This is a genomic window from Pseudomonas frederiksbergensis, from assembly GCF_900105495.1.
In the GTDB taxonomy this organism is placed as follows: Bacteria; Pseudomonadota; Gammaproteobacteria; order Pseudomonadales; family Pseudomonadaceae; genus Aquipseudomonas; species Aquipseudomonas frederiksbergensis.
In genome coordinates, this window is sequence record NZ_FNTF01000002.1 from 5,623,453 (window position 1) to 5,639,457 (window position 16,005).

Genomic DNA, 16,005 nt, shown 5'->3' on the forward strand with positions numbered 1-16,005 from the left:
AGATGAAGACCAAAAGACTTTTGATCGTGTGCATGGCGTGCCTGTCCACCACTGCCTGGGCCATTGAGCCGGGCCCCTCTTCGCAGTATCAACAAGGCACCGAGCAGTGGTTGCAACTGCAAATTCGCGGTGTGGTTGCCTCCCCTCACCTGCAAACCGCCTCAGCCACTGAACGTGACCTGGCCATGCAGCGCTGGCTGAATAGCTTCAACTTCCCGATTCCGGAGTTTTTTGACCAGGATGCAGCGGGAGAAATGAGCACCGGCAACTGAGGCATGTCGATGGGTGATCCGCCTCTGGCATCGTCCGGAGTAGCCTGGCTGCAAAGCCGGGCTTAATGTCGTGTGCAGGAAAGCAGCGGTCTCTACACATTATTCAACCCTGGCCGGATTACCCCGGAACTGACGCAGGCTGCGATCATTTGATTCAGAGGACCAGGCAACGAATTGCCTGCCAGAAAAATCAAAAGATCGCAGCCTGCGGGAAATGTGTAGATCCATGACAGGAAAGTGCAGATCAGGCTTGGGGGCAAGGCCATCGCGCTCGACAGCCTCCGGCCGTTTACTTCACCCGAATGCTCTAAACACCCCGATCATGGCAGGGCCGATAGCGACCAGAAAGAAGCTCGGCCACAGACAGAAAATCAGTGGGAATATCAGCTTGGTGCCGATTTTCGCCCCCATCTCTTCGGCGGCCTGCATACGCCGGTCACGGAACTCGTCGGCATAGATACGCAGGGTATCGGCCACGCTGGTACCAAAGCGGATGCTCTGCGCCAACAGGCTGACCAGCCCTTGTACATCATCCAGACCCGTGCGCAAGGCCAGTTGCTTGAGCGCCTCGGTACTGGAAATGCCCGCGCGGATTTGCGCATTGACCAGGGCCAGTTCTTCAGCCAGTTCGACCTGACTGACCGACATCTCCTCAGCCACCCGCTCGATGGTCGCGGGCAGGGCCAGGCCCGACTCCACGCACACCACCATCAGATCCAGCGCATCCGGAAACGCGGCACGCAACCGACCTTGTCGCAACTGCTTGCGCTTGGAGACATAGAGCCCTGGCACCAACCAGCCAATACCGGCCACCATGACCACCAGCAGCAGCCCCATGATCAGGGACATCTTGGGAATTATCGGCAACAGCAGCAACGCAACACCGATCAGTAACAGCGGCAACATCAAGCGCACGGCCCAGTACATCTGCACCGCCGACGAGGAACGGTACCCCGCATGTATCAACAGGGTCTGGGTGACGGACGTCTGAGCCGATTCGGCCGAGGCAAAGCGCTGTCCGACCCGCTCCAGCAACAGTTGCAGATTACCCGGAGCCTCCTGCCCTGCGGTGTTGCCTAAATGACCACGCTTGATCAGCGCCAGACGACGCTGCACCGGATCCTGAAGCCCCATCATCAGCAAGATCACAGCGACGACCGCAAGCACTGTACTCAAACCGATCGAGCCGATGAACAACAGGCGCCCCAGCTCCTCGTTCCCCGTGACCCGACTGAACAACCCGAGCAAAAAGTCCATGATCTCTACCTCCCGGTAGCGAATACCACTTAAACCTGAATCCGGATGATTTTGCGTATCCAGAAAATCCCGAGCAACATGGCGCAGAACGCCCCGATGATCAGCTTATGGCCTATGGGATCATTGAGCAGCACAGGCAAGTAACTGGGGCTGGTGACGACGATAGCGATCGCCAGCAGGAAGGGAATCGCCACCAACACCCAGGCCGACATCCGCCCTTCCGCCGACAGGGTCTTGATCTTGCGCTGAAAGCGAAAGCGCCCGCGAATCAGCCGACTCAGACGCTCCAGCACCTCGGTCAGATTACCGCCTGTCTCGCGATGGATGAGGATCGAGGTCACCAGCATCATCACCGTCATGCTCGGCATACGCTCCAGCAGACCAAGCATGGCGCGGCGTACATCGTTGCCATAGTTGATGTCGGCGAAGGCCAGACCGAACTCATGTGCAACCGGCCCCTTGTGCTCTTCGGCGACCAGGCGCAGGGTTTCGTTGAACGGGTGTCCGGCGCGCAGGGCACGGCACATGGCATCCAGTGCATCCGGCAGGCCTTCCTCAAACGCAGCGAAGCGTTTGCCACGGTCACGCGAAATTTTCAGCAGGGGTACCCAGAACACTCCGAAGCCCGCCAGCAGCGCCATCCACCAGACTGACGAGATCATCAGGATCGAGACGCCTGCACAGGCGCCCAGGAACAGCCCAAGCAACAGCACCCGATAAGCACGATATTCATGACCGGACTGCTCGATCAGCTGTGTCAGGTTCGCCATAAAAGGCAACTGCTCAAGCATGGCCTCCAGTGGCGATAAGCGCGTCAGGTATTTCTGCCGCAACACCGTTTGCATGTTGGGCTGATTGTTGGCTTTCTCCAGCACATGCAAACGGCCGCGGATGCGTTTGCGCATCTTGCCGGCCTCGCCGAACACCGGCACCACCACACCCTGGGACAGGAGGAACACAGCGATAAACACCATGCCCAGGAACATCAGAATGAATTCACCAGGAATATGGCTCATGACTGCCGCGCCTCCATCCACTCGGGCCTGAACATCGTCAGCGGCAACTCGATACCGCGCTTGGCCAGCACATCGCGGAAGGCGGGGATCATGCCGCTGGGCCGAAAATCACCCAGTACTTCGCCGTTTTCACCAATGCCCTGGCGGACGAAGGAGAAGATTTCGGTCATGGTGATGATCTCGCCCTCCATGCCGTTGATCTCCTGCACACTGACCAGGCGACGCTTGCCGTCCTCCTGGCGTTCCAGCTGGATGACCACTCCGATGGCCGAAGCGATTTGCTGGCGCATGGCCTTGATCGGGAAGGTCGCCCCGGTCATCGACACCATGTTCTCGATCCGCCCCAGCGCATCGCGTGCGGTGTTGGCGTGGATCGTGGTCAACGAGCCGTCATGACCGGTGTTCATCGCCGTCAGCATGTCCAGCGCCTCGGCGCCGCGCACTTCGCCGATCACAATGCGGTCCGGACGCATCCGCAAGCTGTTGCGCACCAACTCCCGCTGGCTCACCTCGCCACGCCCCTCGATATTCGAAGGCCGGGTTTCCAGACGTACCACGTGGGGCTGTTGCAACTGCAGTTCGGCTGAGTCTTCGATGGTAACGATCCGCTCGTTGTGCGGGATGAAACTGGACAGCACATTGAGCATGGTGGTCTTGCCGCTGCCGGTACCGCCGGAAATCAGCACGTTCAAGCGCCCGCGGACAATCGCCTTGAGCAGCAGGGCAATGGCCGGGTTTAACGCCCCCACCTGGATAAGGCTATCGGTATTGAGCAGATCCACGGAAAAACGCCGGATCGACATGCTCGGGCCGTCGATGGCCAGCGGCGGAATAATCGCGTTGACCCGCGAACCGTCCTTGAGCCGCGCATCCACCAACGGCGAAGACTCGTCGATACGCCGACCCAGGCTGGAGACGATGCGGTCAATGATGTTCAGCAAATGCTGATCATCGCGAAAGCGCACATCGGTGCGTTGCAGCTTGCCGAAGCGCTCGACATACACTGAGTCATGCCGGTTGACCAAAATGTCGGACACCGTGTGATCGGCCAGCAGCGGTTCCAGAGGCCCCAGACCGAGCACCTCGTCGGTGATCTGCTTGATGATCAACTGGCGGCTGGCGGTACTCACCGGTGCTGTATGTTCATCGAGCAGACGCTGGCAAATATCGCGAATCTGCCGAGTAGCCTCGGCCTGCTCAAGGGAATCCAGCAAGGACAGGTCCATGACCTTGAGCAACTGTTGGTAGATCTTTTCCCGCCATTCCGCCTCCACCGGGGTGACCTGGCTTCTGGTTTCGTAAAGAACGTCCGGCGCTGCACGCTCCCAGGCCATTATTTCCTCTACCGGATCCAACAGGTCGTCGCCCAGTTGGGCAGCGGCGGGTTTACCGGACTGTTTGCGCAAGCGGTTACGAAAGTCGCTGATCATGGGTCATCCCCCGAAAAAACGGTTGAAGGCACGTTTGAGCAAGCCTTGGTTGCCGGCCACCTGTTGACCGATCAGGTCCTCGGTCATGTTGCGCAGTGCAGCCGTGATCGCCGCCCTTGGCGCATGCAGCCCCAACGGCACGCCAGTGTTCTGACTCTGGCTGACCAGATTGAAGTCGTTGGGTAACTTCGACACATTGGTGCAGCGCAGCGCCTCGCCGATATCTTTGAGGCTGACCGCTGCCGCCTTGTCATAGCGGTTGACCACTATCTGCAATTGATCCCCACGCACGCCCAGGTCTTCGCGAAGAATCCGCACCAGGGAGCTGGCATCGCGCAGATGGCTGACGCTCTGCTGCACCACCACGTACACCCGATCCACCTGCTCCAGCACAGAGCCGGTGAGGTGATCGATTTGCCGCGGCAGGTCGATCACCACCCAGCCATAGCTGGCGCGGGCCAACTGCAACAGGGTGTCGAGTTGCTCGGGTTGGGTATCCTGCGGCAAACACAGCTCACCGGCGCGACCGCCCAGCACATGCAGGGTCGGGCTGAAGTGACTGCAAAAACCGCGTAACGCGACGCTGTCCATCCCATCGATCTGGTGCAACACCTCCAGATGGCTGTGCGTCTGCGCTACATCCAGATAATGCGTCACGCTGCCAAATTGCAGGTCCATGTCCAGCAACAGGGTACTGCCACCCATGATGCTGAGTTGCTGAGCCAGGTTGCAGGCCAGCAGGGTTCCGCCAGAGCCGCCCTTGGCGCTCATTACGGCGATCAGTTTTCCTTCTGCCCCACTGCCGGTCCGAACTTCCGTGACCAGACGATTCAAGGCGGCGGCCAGTTCGGTCTCGGCGATGGGCTCCGGCAGCACGTCCCGGGCGCCGGCCTGCATCGCCAGGCGCATAGCTTCCTGTTCGCTCAGCAGTCCGCACACCAACATCGGCGGACGCTCATGGGCCGGACGCTGCAACAACGCCGACAGCTCTTCACGCCACAGGTGGCTAACGCGCAACAGCAGCAGATCGGGCATCCGGTCCAGACCGTAGAGCGGGTCGACATGCCCGTTGCTCACCAGCCGCGTACTCACCTCCAGGCTGGGCATGCGTTGGCAGACGCCTTGCAGGTCGCGCAACGACGTGGCATCACGGCTGCTGATCAGCAACCGTAGCCCGGCTTTGCCGGTCGAGGTAGAGACTGGAGTTTCCTTGGTATTCAGCATGGTGTGATCTCCCCGGAATCGGAATGACGCCCGAGGCTTTCGCGTGGCAACGTTGCCCTGAATGCAGGCAAGGTAATGGGCACGGCGAACCCGGGAATAAACAGATTGAAAACGAAGTTTTGCAGACTCAACTGGACATAGCGGATGGCACGAAAACCATTGACGCTGACCAGGTCAGCGGGGTTGGCCACCAGAGCACCATTGACGTCCAGATAAGTCAGCGTCAGGTGGGTGGTGGCCAGATTGCCGATCAGTTGGCTCGTACCTGCATCGGTCGCGGCATTGAAGATCGCCCGCCGCAGAACCACCGGATCGCTGATATTGCACACCGACGCCAGGCGAGTACCACGCCGTACGGCTTCATCCAGTGCATTGACCGTGAAGTACAGGCGGCCCATTTCCAACACGCCGAACAACAGCGTGAACATCAGCAGGCCAATGAAGGCGAACTCCACCGTGTAGGTGCCGCGCATGTGTTTTCTTTTCATCACAGTGCCCTCATCACGGTAGTGGCAACCAGCGGAATGCTCAGCGCAATCTGAGTACCAAAGAAACCGGGAAGCGAGCCGCCGCAATTGCCACCGCCAATCACTGGACAGAACGTGTAAGTGATGGTGACCCGCACATGGTCGATACCCACTGCGGCGACGTCCACGTTGCCAGTCGTCAGCCCTGACACTACCGCGGTCCCGGTATTGGCAGGCACACCATAGACCGCAACGTTTTTCGTCTGGGTCAGTAGCGTATTGCTCAGAGCGACCTTACCAAGCGTCGAATCCCAGGCCCGGCTAGCAACGAAACGGTCGGCATCGCGGCTGGCCTGTAGCAGCACGTTGTATTGATAGAGCATGCGACCGAACTCACCGAAGGCCAGCAACAGCAACAGCAACACCGGCAGGACGAGGGTGAATTCCACCATGGCCAGACCTTGCTGGCGCTTCGAATGTTTAAACCCGTGAAGTCTCATGACGCCTCCTACGAGTCAGTGCTCGGAATGCCAGTGCCGCTGCCGAGATAGGTTTTGTAGAGCTGGATGATCTGCGGCCCGGAATCGGTTGACGGCGAAGGACCTGCCACGTTGTCGCCTTCGCACTCCTTCACGAACTGTCCGAAGATCTGCGCGTCCCCACCACCGCCATCCATTGGCTGCACCACGTAATAGCAGCCGAAACCCAGGACGGGGATAGAGGTTGAACCGCCCTGCATCCCGGTGCAGTTGCCCACCACGATTTTCATCATCCGGCGCTCGAACACTCCATTGCTCTGACAGCCACTGGCCCCTGCCACACACGCGGCAGTGCTCGCACGCCAGTCGTTGTAGTCAAATATCGCGTTGCTGCCCGCGGTGAGATTGCCGTTGCTCGAGGTGACGACTTGCCCCTGGTACTTCGCTTGTGGCGGGGAGACTGAGTCGTCGTACGTGATTGCGGGGTTGCTGGACGTGGTCACAAGGTCCGGCGGATAGTCCGAGGCACTGACCGGGCCGTTGTAGATGCCGAAGCGCGTATTCAGGCCTTGAGAGGTAGGGCCGACTTTGTTGCCGGGGGCGGTCTGGACAGTGTCCCCCGCCGTGCGGCAGACGCTGCCGCCTCCGGCCAGGTCCTCCCTGACGGTACTGCCGCCCGAGCCAAAATCGAGCAACTGAAAGTTGCCTGGGCCAATGGGCGACGAATTGCCGGCAGCGGTCTTCAATACCTTCAAATCACCAAACTGGAAGCCCCAGAACATGCCAGCGTCCGGGTCGTATTGAGTCGGGTCGCCACAGACCATCAAAGGTGAGAGATCACAAGGACTGGTAGGGCTGGGTCCCGCGGTAGCGATCGCCGCCACCGCTTTGGCCCCCAGGCCGCCAGCGCCGAACACCTGAGCGAAGTTCCAGAAAAATCCCGTCAGGCTATAGTTCGGCACCGATACCCGAACGTACTTGGCATCCGAAGGCCCGGGATAGGAGAAAGGGCCATAGACGCTCGCGGCCAGTTCCACCACTGCAAATGTGCCTGCGTTGCCGCCGACAGCCGTGGCCAATTCGTTGTTGCCCGTGGCATTGGCGTTCTGTATCAGCGTATTGAGCGCGGCGGCGCGCGTCGTGCTGGCAATATTGCTGCCACCCTCCACCTGACTCAGGGTTTTGGCACCACTCAGCGCGGCGGCGTCCACCGCATTCTGCAAGCGCGTTTTGTTCAGCATCATATGCCCGCCGTCCAAAGCCAGCGCCGCTACCATGCCAATCACCGCCAACACCATCACCATCAATACACTCACCGATCCTTCCTGGCGCCTTGGCGTCGAAGTGAACGGCCGCTGAACACGAATATTCATCATCAAGCCCTCGTTTGCCGATACTGATCCGGATCGGCTCCGCCAATACCTGGTGCCTGGGCACCCCTACCGCCCTGTCAACGTTTGACTACACTGGCTTCGGTCCCGCGGATAACGGTAATAGCCCCGCCACCCTCGCTACTGCGGCGCTGTACCACGCGTTTTGGCGCCGCGACGGCGGCCACCGCCACGGCTGGCACAACAGGCGCAACGGCTGCGATTTTCTTCTCCAGGTTCAGTGGGTTACGCAGCGCCAGTTGCAACTTGCCTTCCGTCTGCGCCGTGACCAGTGCTTCCGCTTCAGAGGCCGACATCTCCAGCGTCACTGCGCGTACCACCACGGGTTGGGTCTTGTCGGTACCCGCCGTCTGATCCACCGCCAATACCCGCAAGTTCTCGAGGATGGTTCTGGACACGGCACTGTTACTGCCGGCACCGGTAGTTTTAGTCGCCAGTACATCGACCCGATTACCCGGCAACAGGAATCCGCCGACACCGACCACATCGTCCACCCGTACCGATATGGCGCGTTTGTCGGGGTCAATCAAAGAGGCCAGGGTGCTGCCACCCAGGTGCTCACTCAGACGCGCTCCGCGCACAATGTCGCCCTGCAAAATGTCGAACGTAGCGATCTTGCCCACTGCTTTTTCGCTGGAGTCGAAGGCGTCGTCCGGGACCGTGTCCCTGGGCATGCGTACGGTCGTGACCTGCTGGGCTTCAACCATCTGCCCGAATGGAATCTCTACCGTGGCGACCACCACGCTTCGAAGGTTGTCATCCGGGCTGGCGCTGAGACGTGCGCTCAGCCAGGAGTCGGCCATCCATGCAGCGCCAAGGCCCATGACCAGGGAAACGCCTATCAGGGTAAGAGTACGAGAGCTCATGTCAGTATCTCCGTATCAAAGAAAGTTGAGCTGGACGAAGTAGTTGTGCCAGGCCCATTCCAAATCTTGCGGTGACAGTGATCCGGAACCGCCCATATAACGCTGACGATCGAGGGCCATGTTCAGGAGATCGCGGGGATGGCAAGGCACCAGGGGCATGCCTTCACTGGCATAGAGCCTTTGCAGCACATACCGCACCAGCAGCTGGTCAAATGGAATGCCCAGGCGCTCGCTTTCCTGACGCCAGATCTTTTCGTACTCCTCAGGCTTCAGGTAACCGAACTGCAGCTTGTAGCCAATCCGGCGAAGAAAAGCCTCATCGGCCAGCTCCAGAGGATTGAGGTTGGTGGAAAACACCAGAATCAGATCGAACGGCAGTTCGCAATGCCGGCCGCCGCCCAGGTTGATGAAGTCACGCTTCTCTTCCATCGGGACGATCCAGCGATTCAACAGCTCGGCGGGTGCCATGCGCTGGCGTCCCATGTCATCGATGATGAACAGGCCATTACTGGCCTTGAGCTGCAAGGCCGCCTGGTATTGACGGGTGGAAGGGTCATAGCGAACGTCCAGTTGCTCCATGCTCAACTCACCGCCGGTAATGACGATCGGGCGTTTGCAGCACAGCAGTCGACGGTCGATCCCTTCGTTGAGCATCAGATTGTTCATGTGACTGTTGTCATTCAGACGCTGATGCACCTGCGGGTCATAGATCTCGATCACCGATTCGTTGATGACGATGGCGTGAGGCACCCAGATGGCTTCGGCAAACAGACGAATCAGCCGACTGCTGACATAGGTCTTGCCAGTACCCGCAGGGCCATAAATCATGATCGCGCGCCCGGAGTTCATCGCCACACCCAACTGATCGAGCATCCCTTCCGTGAGCACCACACCCGCCAGGGCATTGCGCATATCGTTGGCGTTGATGCGACCGTGGTGAATGGTTTGAAGTTTGATCAGGGACCGGTAGGTACTCACCGGGAAGGGCGCAGCACCGATATAGCCGCTGCGCGACAGGGCATCGCGGGCGGCACTGCGACCACGCTCGGTCAAGCCATAACGCAACATCTGCCCGCCCGTTTGGCTCCCCTGGCCAAGCACTTCGACACGACCATCCTTGCGCAGGAACGCCAGGACCTCTTCAAGTACCGCGCCGGTCAGCGCCAGGCGTTCCACCAGCCGCGACATGTCCAGCACACCGGCATCAAACAAATGTTTGCACACCAACTCACCGAGAAAACTGTCGGTCAGACCCGTCTCGCGAATAGTGCAGGGCTGAGGTGCCAGTCGTTGCACCGCCTCCCGGTCGCAGGGGTAGGCATCACTATCGACGATGACGTGCATGACTAAGCTCCCAATCCACCGGCAACGAGTTGCCAGTAGACGCTGTTTAAAGTCCCGATCAGGATTGCAATCGAATAAGGGAAAGGCTTGCCGGCTACTTCATCTGAAGTCGGCGCATAATAGGCGTGCGCTCTTAGAATCAACCAATAGCGCTCCAGGGTCTGAAGCAATTGACCTCGAACCAGTACGATCAAAAGACCGCACACGCCACCGGCGATCAGGCTGAAAAAGGCAGCCCACAACGCGAAATGGATGGGTAGAAAACTGCCGACCATGGCCATCAACTTGACGTCGCCGGCGGCCATGCCCCCCAAGGCGTACATCGGCAGAAACAGCCCAAAACAGATCAGGATACCCAGCAGGCTGTCACCCAATCCGCTGACACCACTTGAATACATTTGACCGACCAATCCCAGGGCAAGTCCCAACAGGACCAGCATGTTGGGAATACGGTGGCGACGCAGATCACTCACCACCGCCACGCCCAAAAGTCCTATCAGTAAAACAGTCGATACCATCAGTTCCGTGGACATGGCGTGTCTCCCTACTGGGATTAGTCGTTAGCACGCAACGTTGCTATTGGCGGCCTTACACAGCGATGTGATTTGGGTATTCACCTCACCTCCAAGTTTCACGAACATGGCGGCAACAGCGACCGTAATCAGCCCACCCGCCACCGCGTACTCCACGATGGTCAGGCCGTTTTCATCTTTGACGAACTTCAGTACCGATGCCTTGATTGTTTGCAGAGTCATGATGTACTCCCGTTCTAGCGGTCAAACCGCTCAGAACATACTTTGCTAGAGAAAACGCGAAGCCCATTAAGTAAGTAGTCCGGCAGCCTCATCAGCAAAATAGAAGCAGCTGTCTACTCCATGGGCATCGCCATGTCAGCCAATGGAAATTACCGTTATCAGCAAGCAGCACCTTTGACCGCAGCGCACAGTCCTGTGATTTGGGTATTCACCGCGCCCCCAAGTTTCACGAACATTGCGGCGACAGCCACCGTAATCAAACCACCGGCCACCGCGTATTCCACGATGGTCAGGCCGTCTTCGTCTTTGACGAACTTCATTACCGAAGCCTTGATTGTTTGCATGTTCATTTTGCCCACCTCACTCGAATGTTTTTTTCTGGAAGCAGTACTTTCTGTCCTGCCTGATGCAACCTTAGTCAGGGGGAAGGCATAGCCGTTAGGAGGATTTTGCACATCGCTAGGACTTTTTTGCGGAGCGGCCAAATAGGGATAATTGGCCTTTGCAGAAGTAACGGGAGGGGAAAACCGGGCATGGCAGGGCAAATGCGATTTCCATTGATCACAAGCGATAAGCGGTTCAACCCGTGCTCATCGAAGACACACAAGCAAACAGGCGCTTTTCAGCCCCCATAGAACGAACAGGACTAAAACCCGTCTTTCCTATCGAGATTAATTCTGCAAAGTGATGGCACATTGACGATACTGCTTAGCGAGTCACTAAGAATCAATGAGTAGAGACATGACGTCCAACTTGACCAGAAGGCCAACGCTCCTATGGTTCGATCTGACTCATGATCGATCCACGAAAGAACTCATCGCGCAGTTCGAGGGTACCTGCGACGGCAAACTGGCGAAAAACTCCGTGCTGCCCATCGGGGTAAACGCAGACATGATCTGCATCCATTTCGATCGCCCCGATACACCAGGCCTGAGGCTGTTGCTGGACATCAAACGCAGCGCACCGGCCATCCCGATCACCATGTTCACCGTGCAGCACTCGGAAGAACTGGCCGTCTGGGCCATGCGTTCCAGCGTCTGGGAATACATAGTGCTCCCCCTCTCGGTCAGTGAGAGGAATCGCTACCTGACTGCTGTAGTTCAGCTCTGCGAGCTGCGCCGGAATGTTATCGACCACCGCAAGACACAGCTGATCGACCACTCCCCGACCCTGCCGGACAGCATCCGGCTGACCTCCGGACACCAAAAACATCAGGCCCTGAGCAGCATCATGCTGTACATCGAGCAGCACTTTCGGGACAGCATTGACCAGAGGGATTTGGCGCAGCGCTGCGGCATGACGACCTTTCGCTTCAGCCGTCTGTTCAAGGAAGCCAATGGCCTTGGCTTCACGGATTACATCTTGAACAAACGCATGAACTTCGCCAAAGAACTACTCGACAACAGCCAGATGCCTATTACCAGCATCGGCTATGAGGCCGGCTTCAAGGATCCTTCCTATTTCGCTCGTGCCTTCAAGCAGTTCGCAAACTGCACGCCCAGCGAATACCGCTTGGCACGCCAACTCAGAGCAACTGCATCTGCGCAAATGGCGCAAGATGAAAAAACCACTGAAGCGCTCGAAAGCCTGGTGCAAAGCCTTAGCGGTTGAGGCGGTTTTATACGCGCACACAAAAACGCCGCTCATTGAGCGGCGTTTTTGTTAAATATGGAGCGGGAAACGAGACTCGAACTCGCGACCCCGACCTTGGCAAGGTCGTGCTCTACCAACTGAGCTATTCCCGCAAATGGCGTCCCCTAGGGGACTCGAACCCCTGTTACCGCCGTGAAAGGGCGGTGTCCTAGGCCACTAGACGAAGGGGACACGCTAACTGAAACACATGGTGTGTATTTCAGTGCCCAAATCCGCATCCGAAGATGCTGGTTCTGGTTTCACTCAGCCCTGCCCGAAAGCAACGCTGTTTAAAATTGGAGCGGGAAACGAGACTCGAACTCGCGACCCCGACCTTGGCAAGGTCGTGCTCTACCAACTGAGCTATTCCCGCATATGGCGTCCCCTAGGGGACTCGAACCCCTGTTACCGCCGTGAAAGGGCGGTGTCCTAGGCCACTAGACGAAGGGGACACACGTACAACATTCACTGCCTACCGCGTTTCGCTGTGTGCTTTACGCTGTAAGTGGCGCGCATTCTATGGATGGATTGAGGGGTCGTCAACCCCCAGATATAAATTTATTTAAATCAATGACTTCGCCCTGCTTTGAGACACTAATCGGGCTTTTCCGTCGCTCGGGGTTTGACGCCTATATTCTGACACCCGCCAAGACGTTATAGTCCACCCACGCCAAAGATGATGGCAATGTGCACCTCGCACGCTATTACTTATATAAGCAGGAACGCGGCCGATACAGACAGTGCAGTGGTCGATTCAACTCGCCGAGCGGCGCTATGCGCCCCAATGCCAAGCCACTACACTCGCACGCGAACCCCATAAAGAGGTCTTACCGGTGACACCACTCATGATCACCCTGCTAGTCGTAGCCGGGATCGCACTATTGATCGCCATTGGCTACATGAACCATGTGGTGGAAAACAATAAGCTGGAAAAGGCCCGCGCCAAAGTTGAGCTCAACGATCGTCTGCGTCGTTGCGGCGAAATCACCGAGACCTTTCCCGGCCAATTGATGACACCGGGCCTCAAATTGCTATTGACCCGCCTGGAATTGAACGTCTGCCAACGCCTGCTCACTCTGGAAAAAACCAACGCCAACCTCAAGGCACGGATTGGCGAACTGAGCGCCCTGGTCGGCCAGGGTGAATCGATCCCGGTCAACAACCCGCCGGCACCGATCCAGACCGAAGCCAAAGCCAAAGACGTACGTTTCCTGCTCGAAGCCCTGCACGGCCAAATCACCCGCGCCGCCCAGGACGGCTTCTTGCCGACCAACGAAGCCAAACGCTGGATCCGCGAAGTTCGCCACATCCTGGTCCTGCTGCACATTGAATTCTTCAACAACCTCGGCCAGCACGCCCTGCAACAGAACCAGCCCGGCCAGGCCCGCCTGGCCTTCGAACGCGGCGTGCAATACCTGCGCAAACAACAAGAACCCAAGGTCTATGCCGAACAGCTGGAATACCTGGAAAAACTCCTGGCTCGCGCCAACGCACAAGTCATGGACAACATCGCCCCGGTAGAAGGCGAAGTGAACCAGCTGACCGAAGGCCTCAAAGACGTCGAGGCCGATGCAGACTGGAAGAAAAAAGTGATCTACGACTGATCACAGAAAGAAGAAAAGCCACCTGAGCAGGTGGCTTTTTTTTGCGTTGAGTTTGATGGACGGGTACAGCCGCGACAGTAAGGTCGACTATCGGTCGCCATCGCGAGCAGGCTCGCTCCCACAATTGGACGATGTACAACCGCAAGGCCGCCATCGCGAGCAAGCTTTGCTCCTACAGAGCCAAAAGCAGAGCGGCATACACCCGCCGCCCCTCACCGCTCAACAGGCCGAGCGTTAGCTCGCCTCAGAGCCGAAAGTGCCCCACCATCCCCTTCAACTCAACCCCCAACTGCGCCAACTCGATACTGGAAGCCGCATTCCCCTGCATCGCCAACGAAGACTGATCCGCACTGGCGCGAATACTCGTGACACTGCGATTGATCTCCTCCGCCACCGAACTCTGCTCCTCGGCAGCTGCTGCGATCTGCTGGTTCATCTGCTGAATCAAAGACACCGCCGCTGCAATACTCCCCAGCGCACTCTCCGTCTGCAACGCATCACTCACCGCCAGCTTCACCAGTTCGCCGCTGTTCTGAATCTGCTGAACAGAAGACTGAGCCGCCGAACGCAAGGCGCTCACCAGTCGTTCAATCTCCTCGGTCGATTGCTGGGTACGCTTGGCCAAGGCCCGCACTTCATCGGCGACGACCGCAAAGCCCCTGCCCTGCTCGCCGGCTCGAGCCGCTTCGATCGCGGCGTTGAGGGCCAACAGGTTGGTTTGCTCGGCCACACTCTTGATGACGCTCAGCACCGTACCGATGTTCTGGATTTCGGCACTCAAGCTTTCGATGCTCGAACTGGCCGAGGTGGCTGAATCCGCCAACTGTTCGATCCGCGCCATGCTCTGGCGCACCACCTGCTGGCCACTTTCAACCTTGTCGTCTGCCGTCTGCGCTGCCTGAGCGGCCTCCTCAGCATTACGCGCAACGTCGTGCACGGTGGCGGTCATCTGGTTCATCGCAGTAGCAACCTGTTCGGTTTCTTCCTTCTGGCTGCTGACTTCAAGATTGGTCTGCTCGGTCACCGCCGACAGCGACTGCGCTGAACTGGCCAACTGCTCGATACCCGCCTGCAAACCGCTGACAATACTGCTGAGCCCTGCGCCCATCTGCTGCATGGCCTGCATCAACTGCCCTATCTCATCACGACGGGTCACTTCAACCGTTGCACTCAAATCGCCAGAGGCAATCTGTTGAGCAACCCGGATCACGCTGCGCAGCGGTGCCACGATCAACCGGGTAATCACCCAGGCCGCAATCAGCCCGACCAGCAGCGCCAGCGCCGAGGAACCGATGATCAGCAGCGAATTCTTTTTCAGCTCCGCCTGCATCGACTGGTCTTCGGCGACATAGGCCTGATCCACCCGCTCCATCACCTGAGCGGCGCGCTGATGGAGTTGCTCATAGACGGTTTTTTCCTGCGCCAGCAGGCCGGTGTATTCGGCAAGTTTTTCGCTGAATCCGCCAATGTGCCCGACCACTTCATTAAGGACCGTCTGGTAACCCTCATCCTTGACCGTGGTTTTCAACTGCTCGGCCTGGGTCAGCGCCTGGTCGGCCTGCTCGATCTTGCCCTGCCCTGCGCTGTCATCACCTTTGCGACTCAGGTCCAGGCGCACGCGCGCTTCGTTCATGGCCTGCAACATCAACCGCGACACCTGGCTGACTTGATTGGCCTGTTCGATGAACTGCCCTCCGTCCTTCCCTTCGGATTCCTTCAAGGTATAAGCGCCGTCATCGGCCAGCCCGGCCTGCAGCACGTCGAGGTTATTGGCCACGCTGGACACCGACCAACTGGCCATCTCCAGCGCCAGGTCCTTGCCCTGGCTGAGCGAGACGAACTCGTCGAAGGCCTTGCGATAAGCCCCCAACGACTGCTCCACATCATTCATCACCGGCACGTTGGCCGCAGACGCCGCTTTCAGTTGGGTTGCCAGGGCGATCAAGCCGTCAACGCCCTTGCGTAGCGCATCAGCGGTTTTCGGGTTGCCGTGCAAAGCGTATTCCTGCTCGAGCAGTCTCACCTTGAGCAAACCGCTGTTGAGCGACGACATCTGCTTGAGCCCGTCGAAGCGCTGGCTGATGGTTTGCAGTGACCAAACGCCGATGGCCGCCACCAAGGCGGTCAACAGCAGCACCAGTACAAAACCGACACCCAGTTTTTTCGCCATACCGAGGTTGGCAAAACGTCCTTGCACGGCCGAAATCATTGCACTTAGTCCCCTGACATAGTCTGTTGACGCAGATTCGCAACGGGCCTGTATCAACA

At 58.3% G+C, this 16,005-nt stretch carries 16 protein-coding genes, 4 tRNA genes and 1 pseudogene; 3 read left to right on the top strand and 18 right to left on the bottom strand.

Annotated elements, in window-relative coordinates; all coding sequences use genetic code 11:
* Positions 1-2 precede the first annotated feature (2 nt).
* The gene (locus BLW70_RS26465) at positions 3-272 is read left to right on the top strand and encodes a DUF3613 domain-containing protein (RefSeq protein ID WP_074879048.1); all 270 of its coding nucleotides are present in this window, start codon (positions 3-5) and stop codon (positions 270-272) included.
* A 294-nt stretch (positions 273-566) separates the two neighbouring features.
* On the opposite strand, the gene BLW70_RS26470 is transcribed toward BLW70_RS26465, so the two are convergent.
* The 12 genes from BLW70_RS26470 to BLW70_RS26525 form a co-directional block, all read right to left on the bottom strand.
* Complete coding sequence (locus BLW70_RS26470; RefSeq protein WP_074879050.1) at positions 567-1,529, bottom strand: type II secretion system F family protein; 963 nt, start codon at positions 1,527-1,529, stop codon at positions 567-569.
* A 29-nt stretch (positions 1,530-1,558) separates the two neighbouring features.
* Complete coding sequence (locus BLW70_RS26475; RefSeq protein ID WP_074879052.1) at positions 1,559-2,545, bottom strand: type II secretion system F family protein; 987 nt, start codon at positions 2,543-2,545, stop codon at positions 1,559-1,561.
* Positions 2,542-3,975 (bottom strand): TadA family conjugal transfer-associated ATPase, encoded by a 1,434-nt coding sequence (locus BLW70_RS26480; protein WP_074879054.1) that lies wholly within the window; start codon positions 3,973-3,975, stop codon positions 2,542-2,544. Before BLW70_RS26480 ends, BLW70_RS26475 begins: the two co-directional genes overlap by 4 nt.
* 3 nt (positions 3,976-3,978) lie before the next feature.
* Complete coding sequence (locus tag BLW70_RS26485; RefSeq protein ID WP_074879056.1) at positions 3,979-5,199, bottom strand: AAA family ATPase; 1,221 nt, start codon at positions 5,197-5,199, stop codon at positions 3,979-3,981.
* Positions 5,193-5,687, bottom strand: a complete 495-nt coding sequence (locus tag BLW70_RS26490; protein WP_074879057.1) for a TadE/TadG family type IV pilus assembly protein — start codon at positions 5,685-5,687, stop codon at positions 5,193-5,195. The genes BLW70_RS26485 and BLW70_RS26490 overlap by 7 nt, the downstream gene beginning before the upstream one ends.
* Entirely contained in the window at positions 5,687-6,166 is a 480-nt protein-coding gene (locus BLW70_RS26495) for a TadE/TadG family type IV pilus assembly protein (RefSeq protein ID WP_074879059.1), read from the bottom strand. The genes BLW70_RS26490 and BLW70_RS26495 overlap by 1 nt, the downstream gene beginning before the upstream one ends.
* An 8-nt stretch (positions 6,167-6,174) precedes the next feature.
* Positions 6,175-7,521: a TadE/TadG family type IV pilus assembly protein gene (locus BLW70_RS26500; protein ID WP_074879061.1), complete on the bottom strand. Its 1,347-nt coding sequence runs from the start codon at positions 7,519-7,521 to the stop codon at positions 6,175-6,177.
* 74 nt (positions 7,522-7,595) lie between these two features.
* Complete coding sequence (gene cpaB, locus BLW70_RS26505; protein WP_074879063.1) at positions 7,596-8,402, bottom strand: Flp pilus assembly protein CpaB; 807 nt, start codon at positions 8,400-8,402, stop codon at positions 7,596-7,598.
* A 15-nt stretch (positions 8,403-8,417) separates the two neighbouring features.
* Positions 8,418-9,746 carry an AAA family ATPase gene (locus tag BLW70_RS26510; RefSeq protein ID WP_074879065.1) on the bottom strand — a complete coding sequence of 443 codons (1,329 nt, stop codon included), beginning with the start codon at positions 9,744-9,746 and terminating at the stop codon, positions 8,418-8,420.
* Between the two features lie 2 nt (positions 9,747-9,748).
* Positions 9,749-10,279, bottom strand: coding sequence for an A24 family peptidase (locus tag BLW70_RS26515; protein ID WP_074879067.1), 531 nt, complete (start codon positions 10,277-10,279; stop codon positions 9,749-9,751).
* A gap of 27 nt (positions 10,280-10,306) precedes the next feature.
* Complete coding sequence (locus tag BLW70_RS26520; RefSeq protein WP_046049035.1) at positions 10,307-10,501, bottom strand: Flp family type IVb pilin; 195 nt, start codon at positions 10,499-10,501, stop codon at positions 10,307-10,309.
* Positions 10,502-10,659: 158 nt separating this feature from the next.
* On the bottom strand, positions 10,660-10,851 hold the full coding sequence (locus tag BLW70_RS26525; RefSeq protein WP_074879069.1) for a Flp family type IVb pilin: 192 nt from the start codon (positions 10,849-10,851) through the stop codon (positions 10,660-10,662).
* Between the two features lie 391 nt (positions 10,852-11,242).
* Between BLW70_RS26525 and BLW70_RS26530 the strand changes: the two genes are divergently transcribed.
* Positions 11,243-12,112, top strand: a complete 870-nt coding sequence (locus BLW70_RS26530) for a helix-turn-helix transcriptional regulator (RefSeq protein ID WP_074879071.1) — start codon at positions 11,243-11,245, stop codon at positions 12,110-12,112.
* Between the two features lie 58 nt (positions 12,113-12,170).
* On the opposite strand, the gene BLW70_RS26535 is transcribed toward BLW70_RS26530, so the two are convergent.
* The 4 genes from BLW70_RS26535 to BLW70_RS26550 all read right to left on the bottom strand — a co-directional run bounded on the left by BLW70_RS26535 (position 12,171) and on the right by BLW70_RS26550 (position 12,585).
* Positions 12,171-12,246 (bottom strand) — tRNA-Gly (locus tag BLW70_RS26535).
* Positions 12,247-12,249: 3 nt separating this feature from the next.
* Positions 12,250-12,325, bottom strand: a tRNA-Glu gene (locus BLW70_RS26540).
* Positions 12,326-12,430: 105 nt separating this feature from the next.
* Positions 12,431-12,506, bottom strand: a tRNA-Gly gene (locus tag BLW70_RS26545).
* A gap of 3 nt (positions 12,507-12,509) precedes the next feature.
* Positions 12,510-12,585: transfer RNA gene (locus BLW70_RS26550), tRNA-Glu, on the bottom strand.
* A 393-nt stretch (positions 12,586-12,978) separates the two neighbouring features.
* On the opposite strand from BLW70_RS26550, the gene BLW70_RS26555 reads away from it, so the two are divergent.
* Positions 12,979-13,737: a hypothetical protein gene (locus BLW70_RS26555; protein ID WP_173860493.1), complete on the top strand. Its 759-nt coding sequence runs from the start codon at positions 12,979-12,981 to the stop codon at positions 13,735-13,737.
* A gap of 244 nt (positions 13,738-13,981) precedes the next feature.
* Here BLW70_RS26555 and BLW70_RS31590 read toward each other — a convergent pair whose 3' ends face one another.
* Both BLW70_RS31590 and BLW70_RS31595 read right to left on the bottom strand, forming a co-directional pair.
* The gene (locus BLW70_RS31590; protein ID WP_371916929.1) at positions 13,982-14,863 is read right to left on the bottom strand and encodes a methyl-accepting chemotaxis protein; all 882 of its coding nucleotides are present in this window, start codon (positions 14,861-14,863) and stop codon (positions 13,982-13,984) included.
* Positions 14,843-15,946, bottom strand: a pseudogene (locus tag BLW70_RS31595) (HAMP domain-containing protein); the annotation flags it as partial. The pseudogene BLW70_RS31595 and the gene BLW70_RS31590, both read right to left, overlap by 21 nt.
* Between the last annotated feature and the right edge of the window lie 59 nt (positions 15,947-16,005).

Bases quoted from the DNA above. Each gene is read 5' to 3' on its own strand.
- BLW70_RS26485 (WP_074879056.1), bottom strand. From the start codon at position 5,199: ATGCTGAATACCAAGGAAACTCCAGTCTCTACCTCGACCGGCAAAGCC.
- BLW70_RS26465 (WP_074879048.1), top strand. From the start codon at position 3: ATGAAGACCAAAAGACTTTTGATCGTGTGCATGGCGTGCCTGTCCACC.
- BLW70_RS26500 (WP_074879061.1), bottom strand. From the start codon at position 7,521: ATGATGAATATTCGTGTTCAGCGGCCGTTCACTTCGACGCCAAGGCGC.
- BLW70_RS26525 (WP_074879069.1), bottom strand. From the start codon at position 10,851: ATGAACATGCAAACAATCAAGGCTTCGGTAATGAAGTTCGTCAAAGAC.
- BLW70_RS26510 (WP_074879065.1), bottom strand. From the start codon at position 9,746: ATGCACGTCATCGTCGATAGTGATGCCTACCCCTGCGACCGGGAGGCG.
- BLW70_RS26530 (WP_074879071.1), top strand. From the start codon at position 11,243: ATGACGTCCAACTTGACCAGAAGGCCAACGCTCCTATGGTTCGATCTG.
- cpaB (WP_074879063.1), bottom strand. From the start codon at position 8,402: ATGAGCTCTCGTACTCTTACCCTGATAGGCGTTTCCCTGGTCATGGGC.
- BLW70_RS31590 (WP_371916929.1), bottom strand. From the start codon at position 14,863: ATGCAGGCCATGCAGCAGATGGGCGCAGGGCTCAGCAGTATTGTCAGC.
- BLW70_RS26480 (WP_074879054.1), bottom strand. From the start codon at position 3,975: ATGATCAGCGACTTTCGTAACCGCTTGCGCAAACAGTCCGGTAAACCC.
- BLW70_RS26470 (WP_074879050.1), bottom strand. From the start codon at position 1,529: ATGGACTTTTTGCTCGGGTTGTTCAGTCGGGTCACGGGGAACGAGGAG.
- BLW70_RS26555 (WP_173860493.1), top strand. From the start codon at position 12,979: ATGATCACCCTGCTAGTCGTAGCCGGGATCGCACTATTGATCGCCATT.
- BLW70_RS26515 (WP_074879067.1), bottom strand. From the start codon at position 10,279: ATGTCCACGGAACTGATGGTATCGACTGTTTTACTGATAGGACTTTTG.
- BLW70_RS26520 (WP_046049035.1), bottom strand. From the start codon at position 10,501: ATGACTCTGCAAACAATCAAGGCATCGGTACTGAAGTTCGTCAAAGAT.
- BLW70_RS26475 (WP_074879052.1), bottom strand. From the start codon at position 2,545: ATGAGCCATATTCCTGGTGAATTCATTCTGATGTTCCTGGGCATGGTG.
- BLW70_RS26495 (WP_074879059.1), bottom strand. From the start codon at position 6,166: ATGAGACTTCACGGGTTTAAACATTCGAAGCGCCAGCAAGGTCTGGCC.
- BLW70_RS26490 (WP_074879057.1), bottom strand. From the start codon at position 5,687: ATGAAAAGAAAACACATGCGCGGCACCTACACGGTGGAGTTCGCCTTC.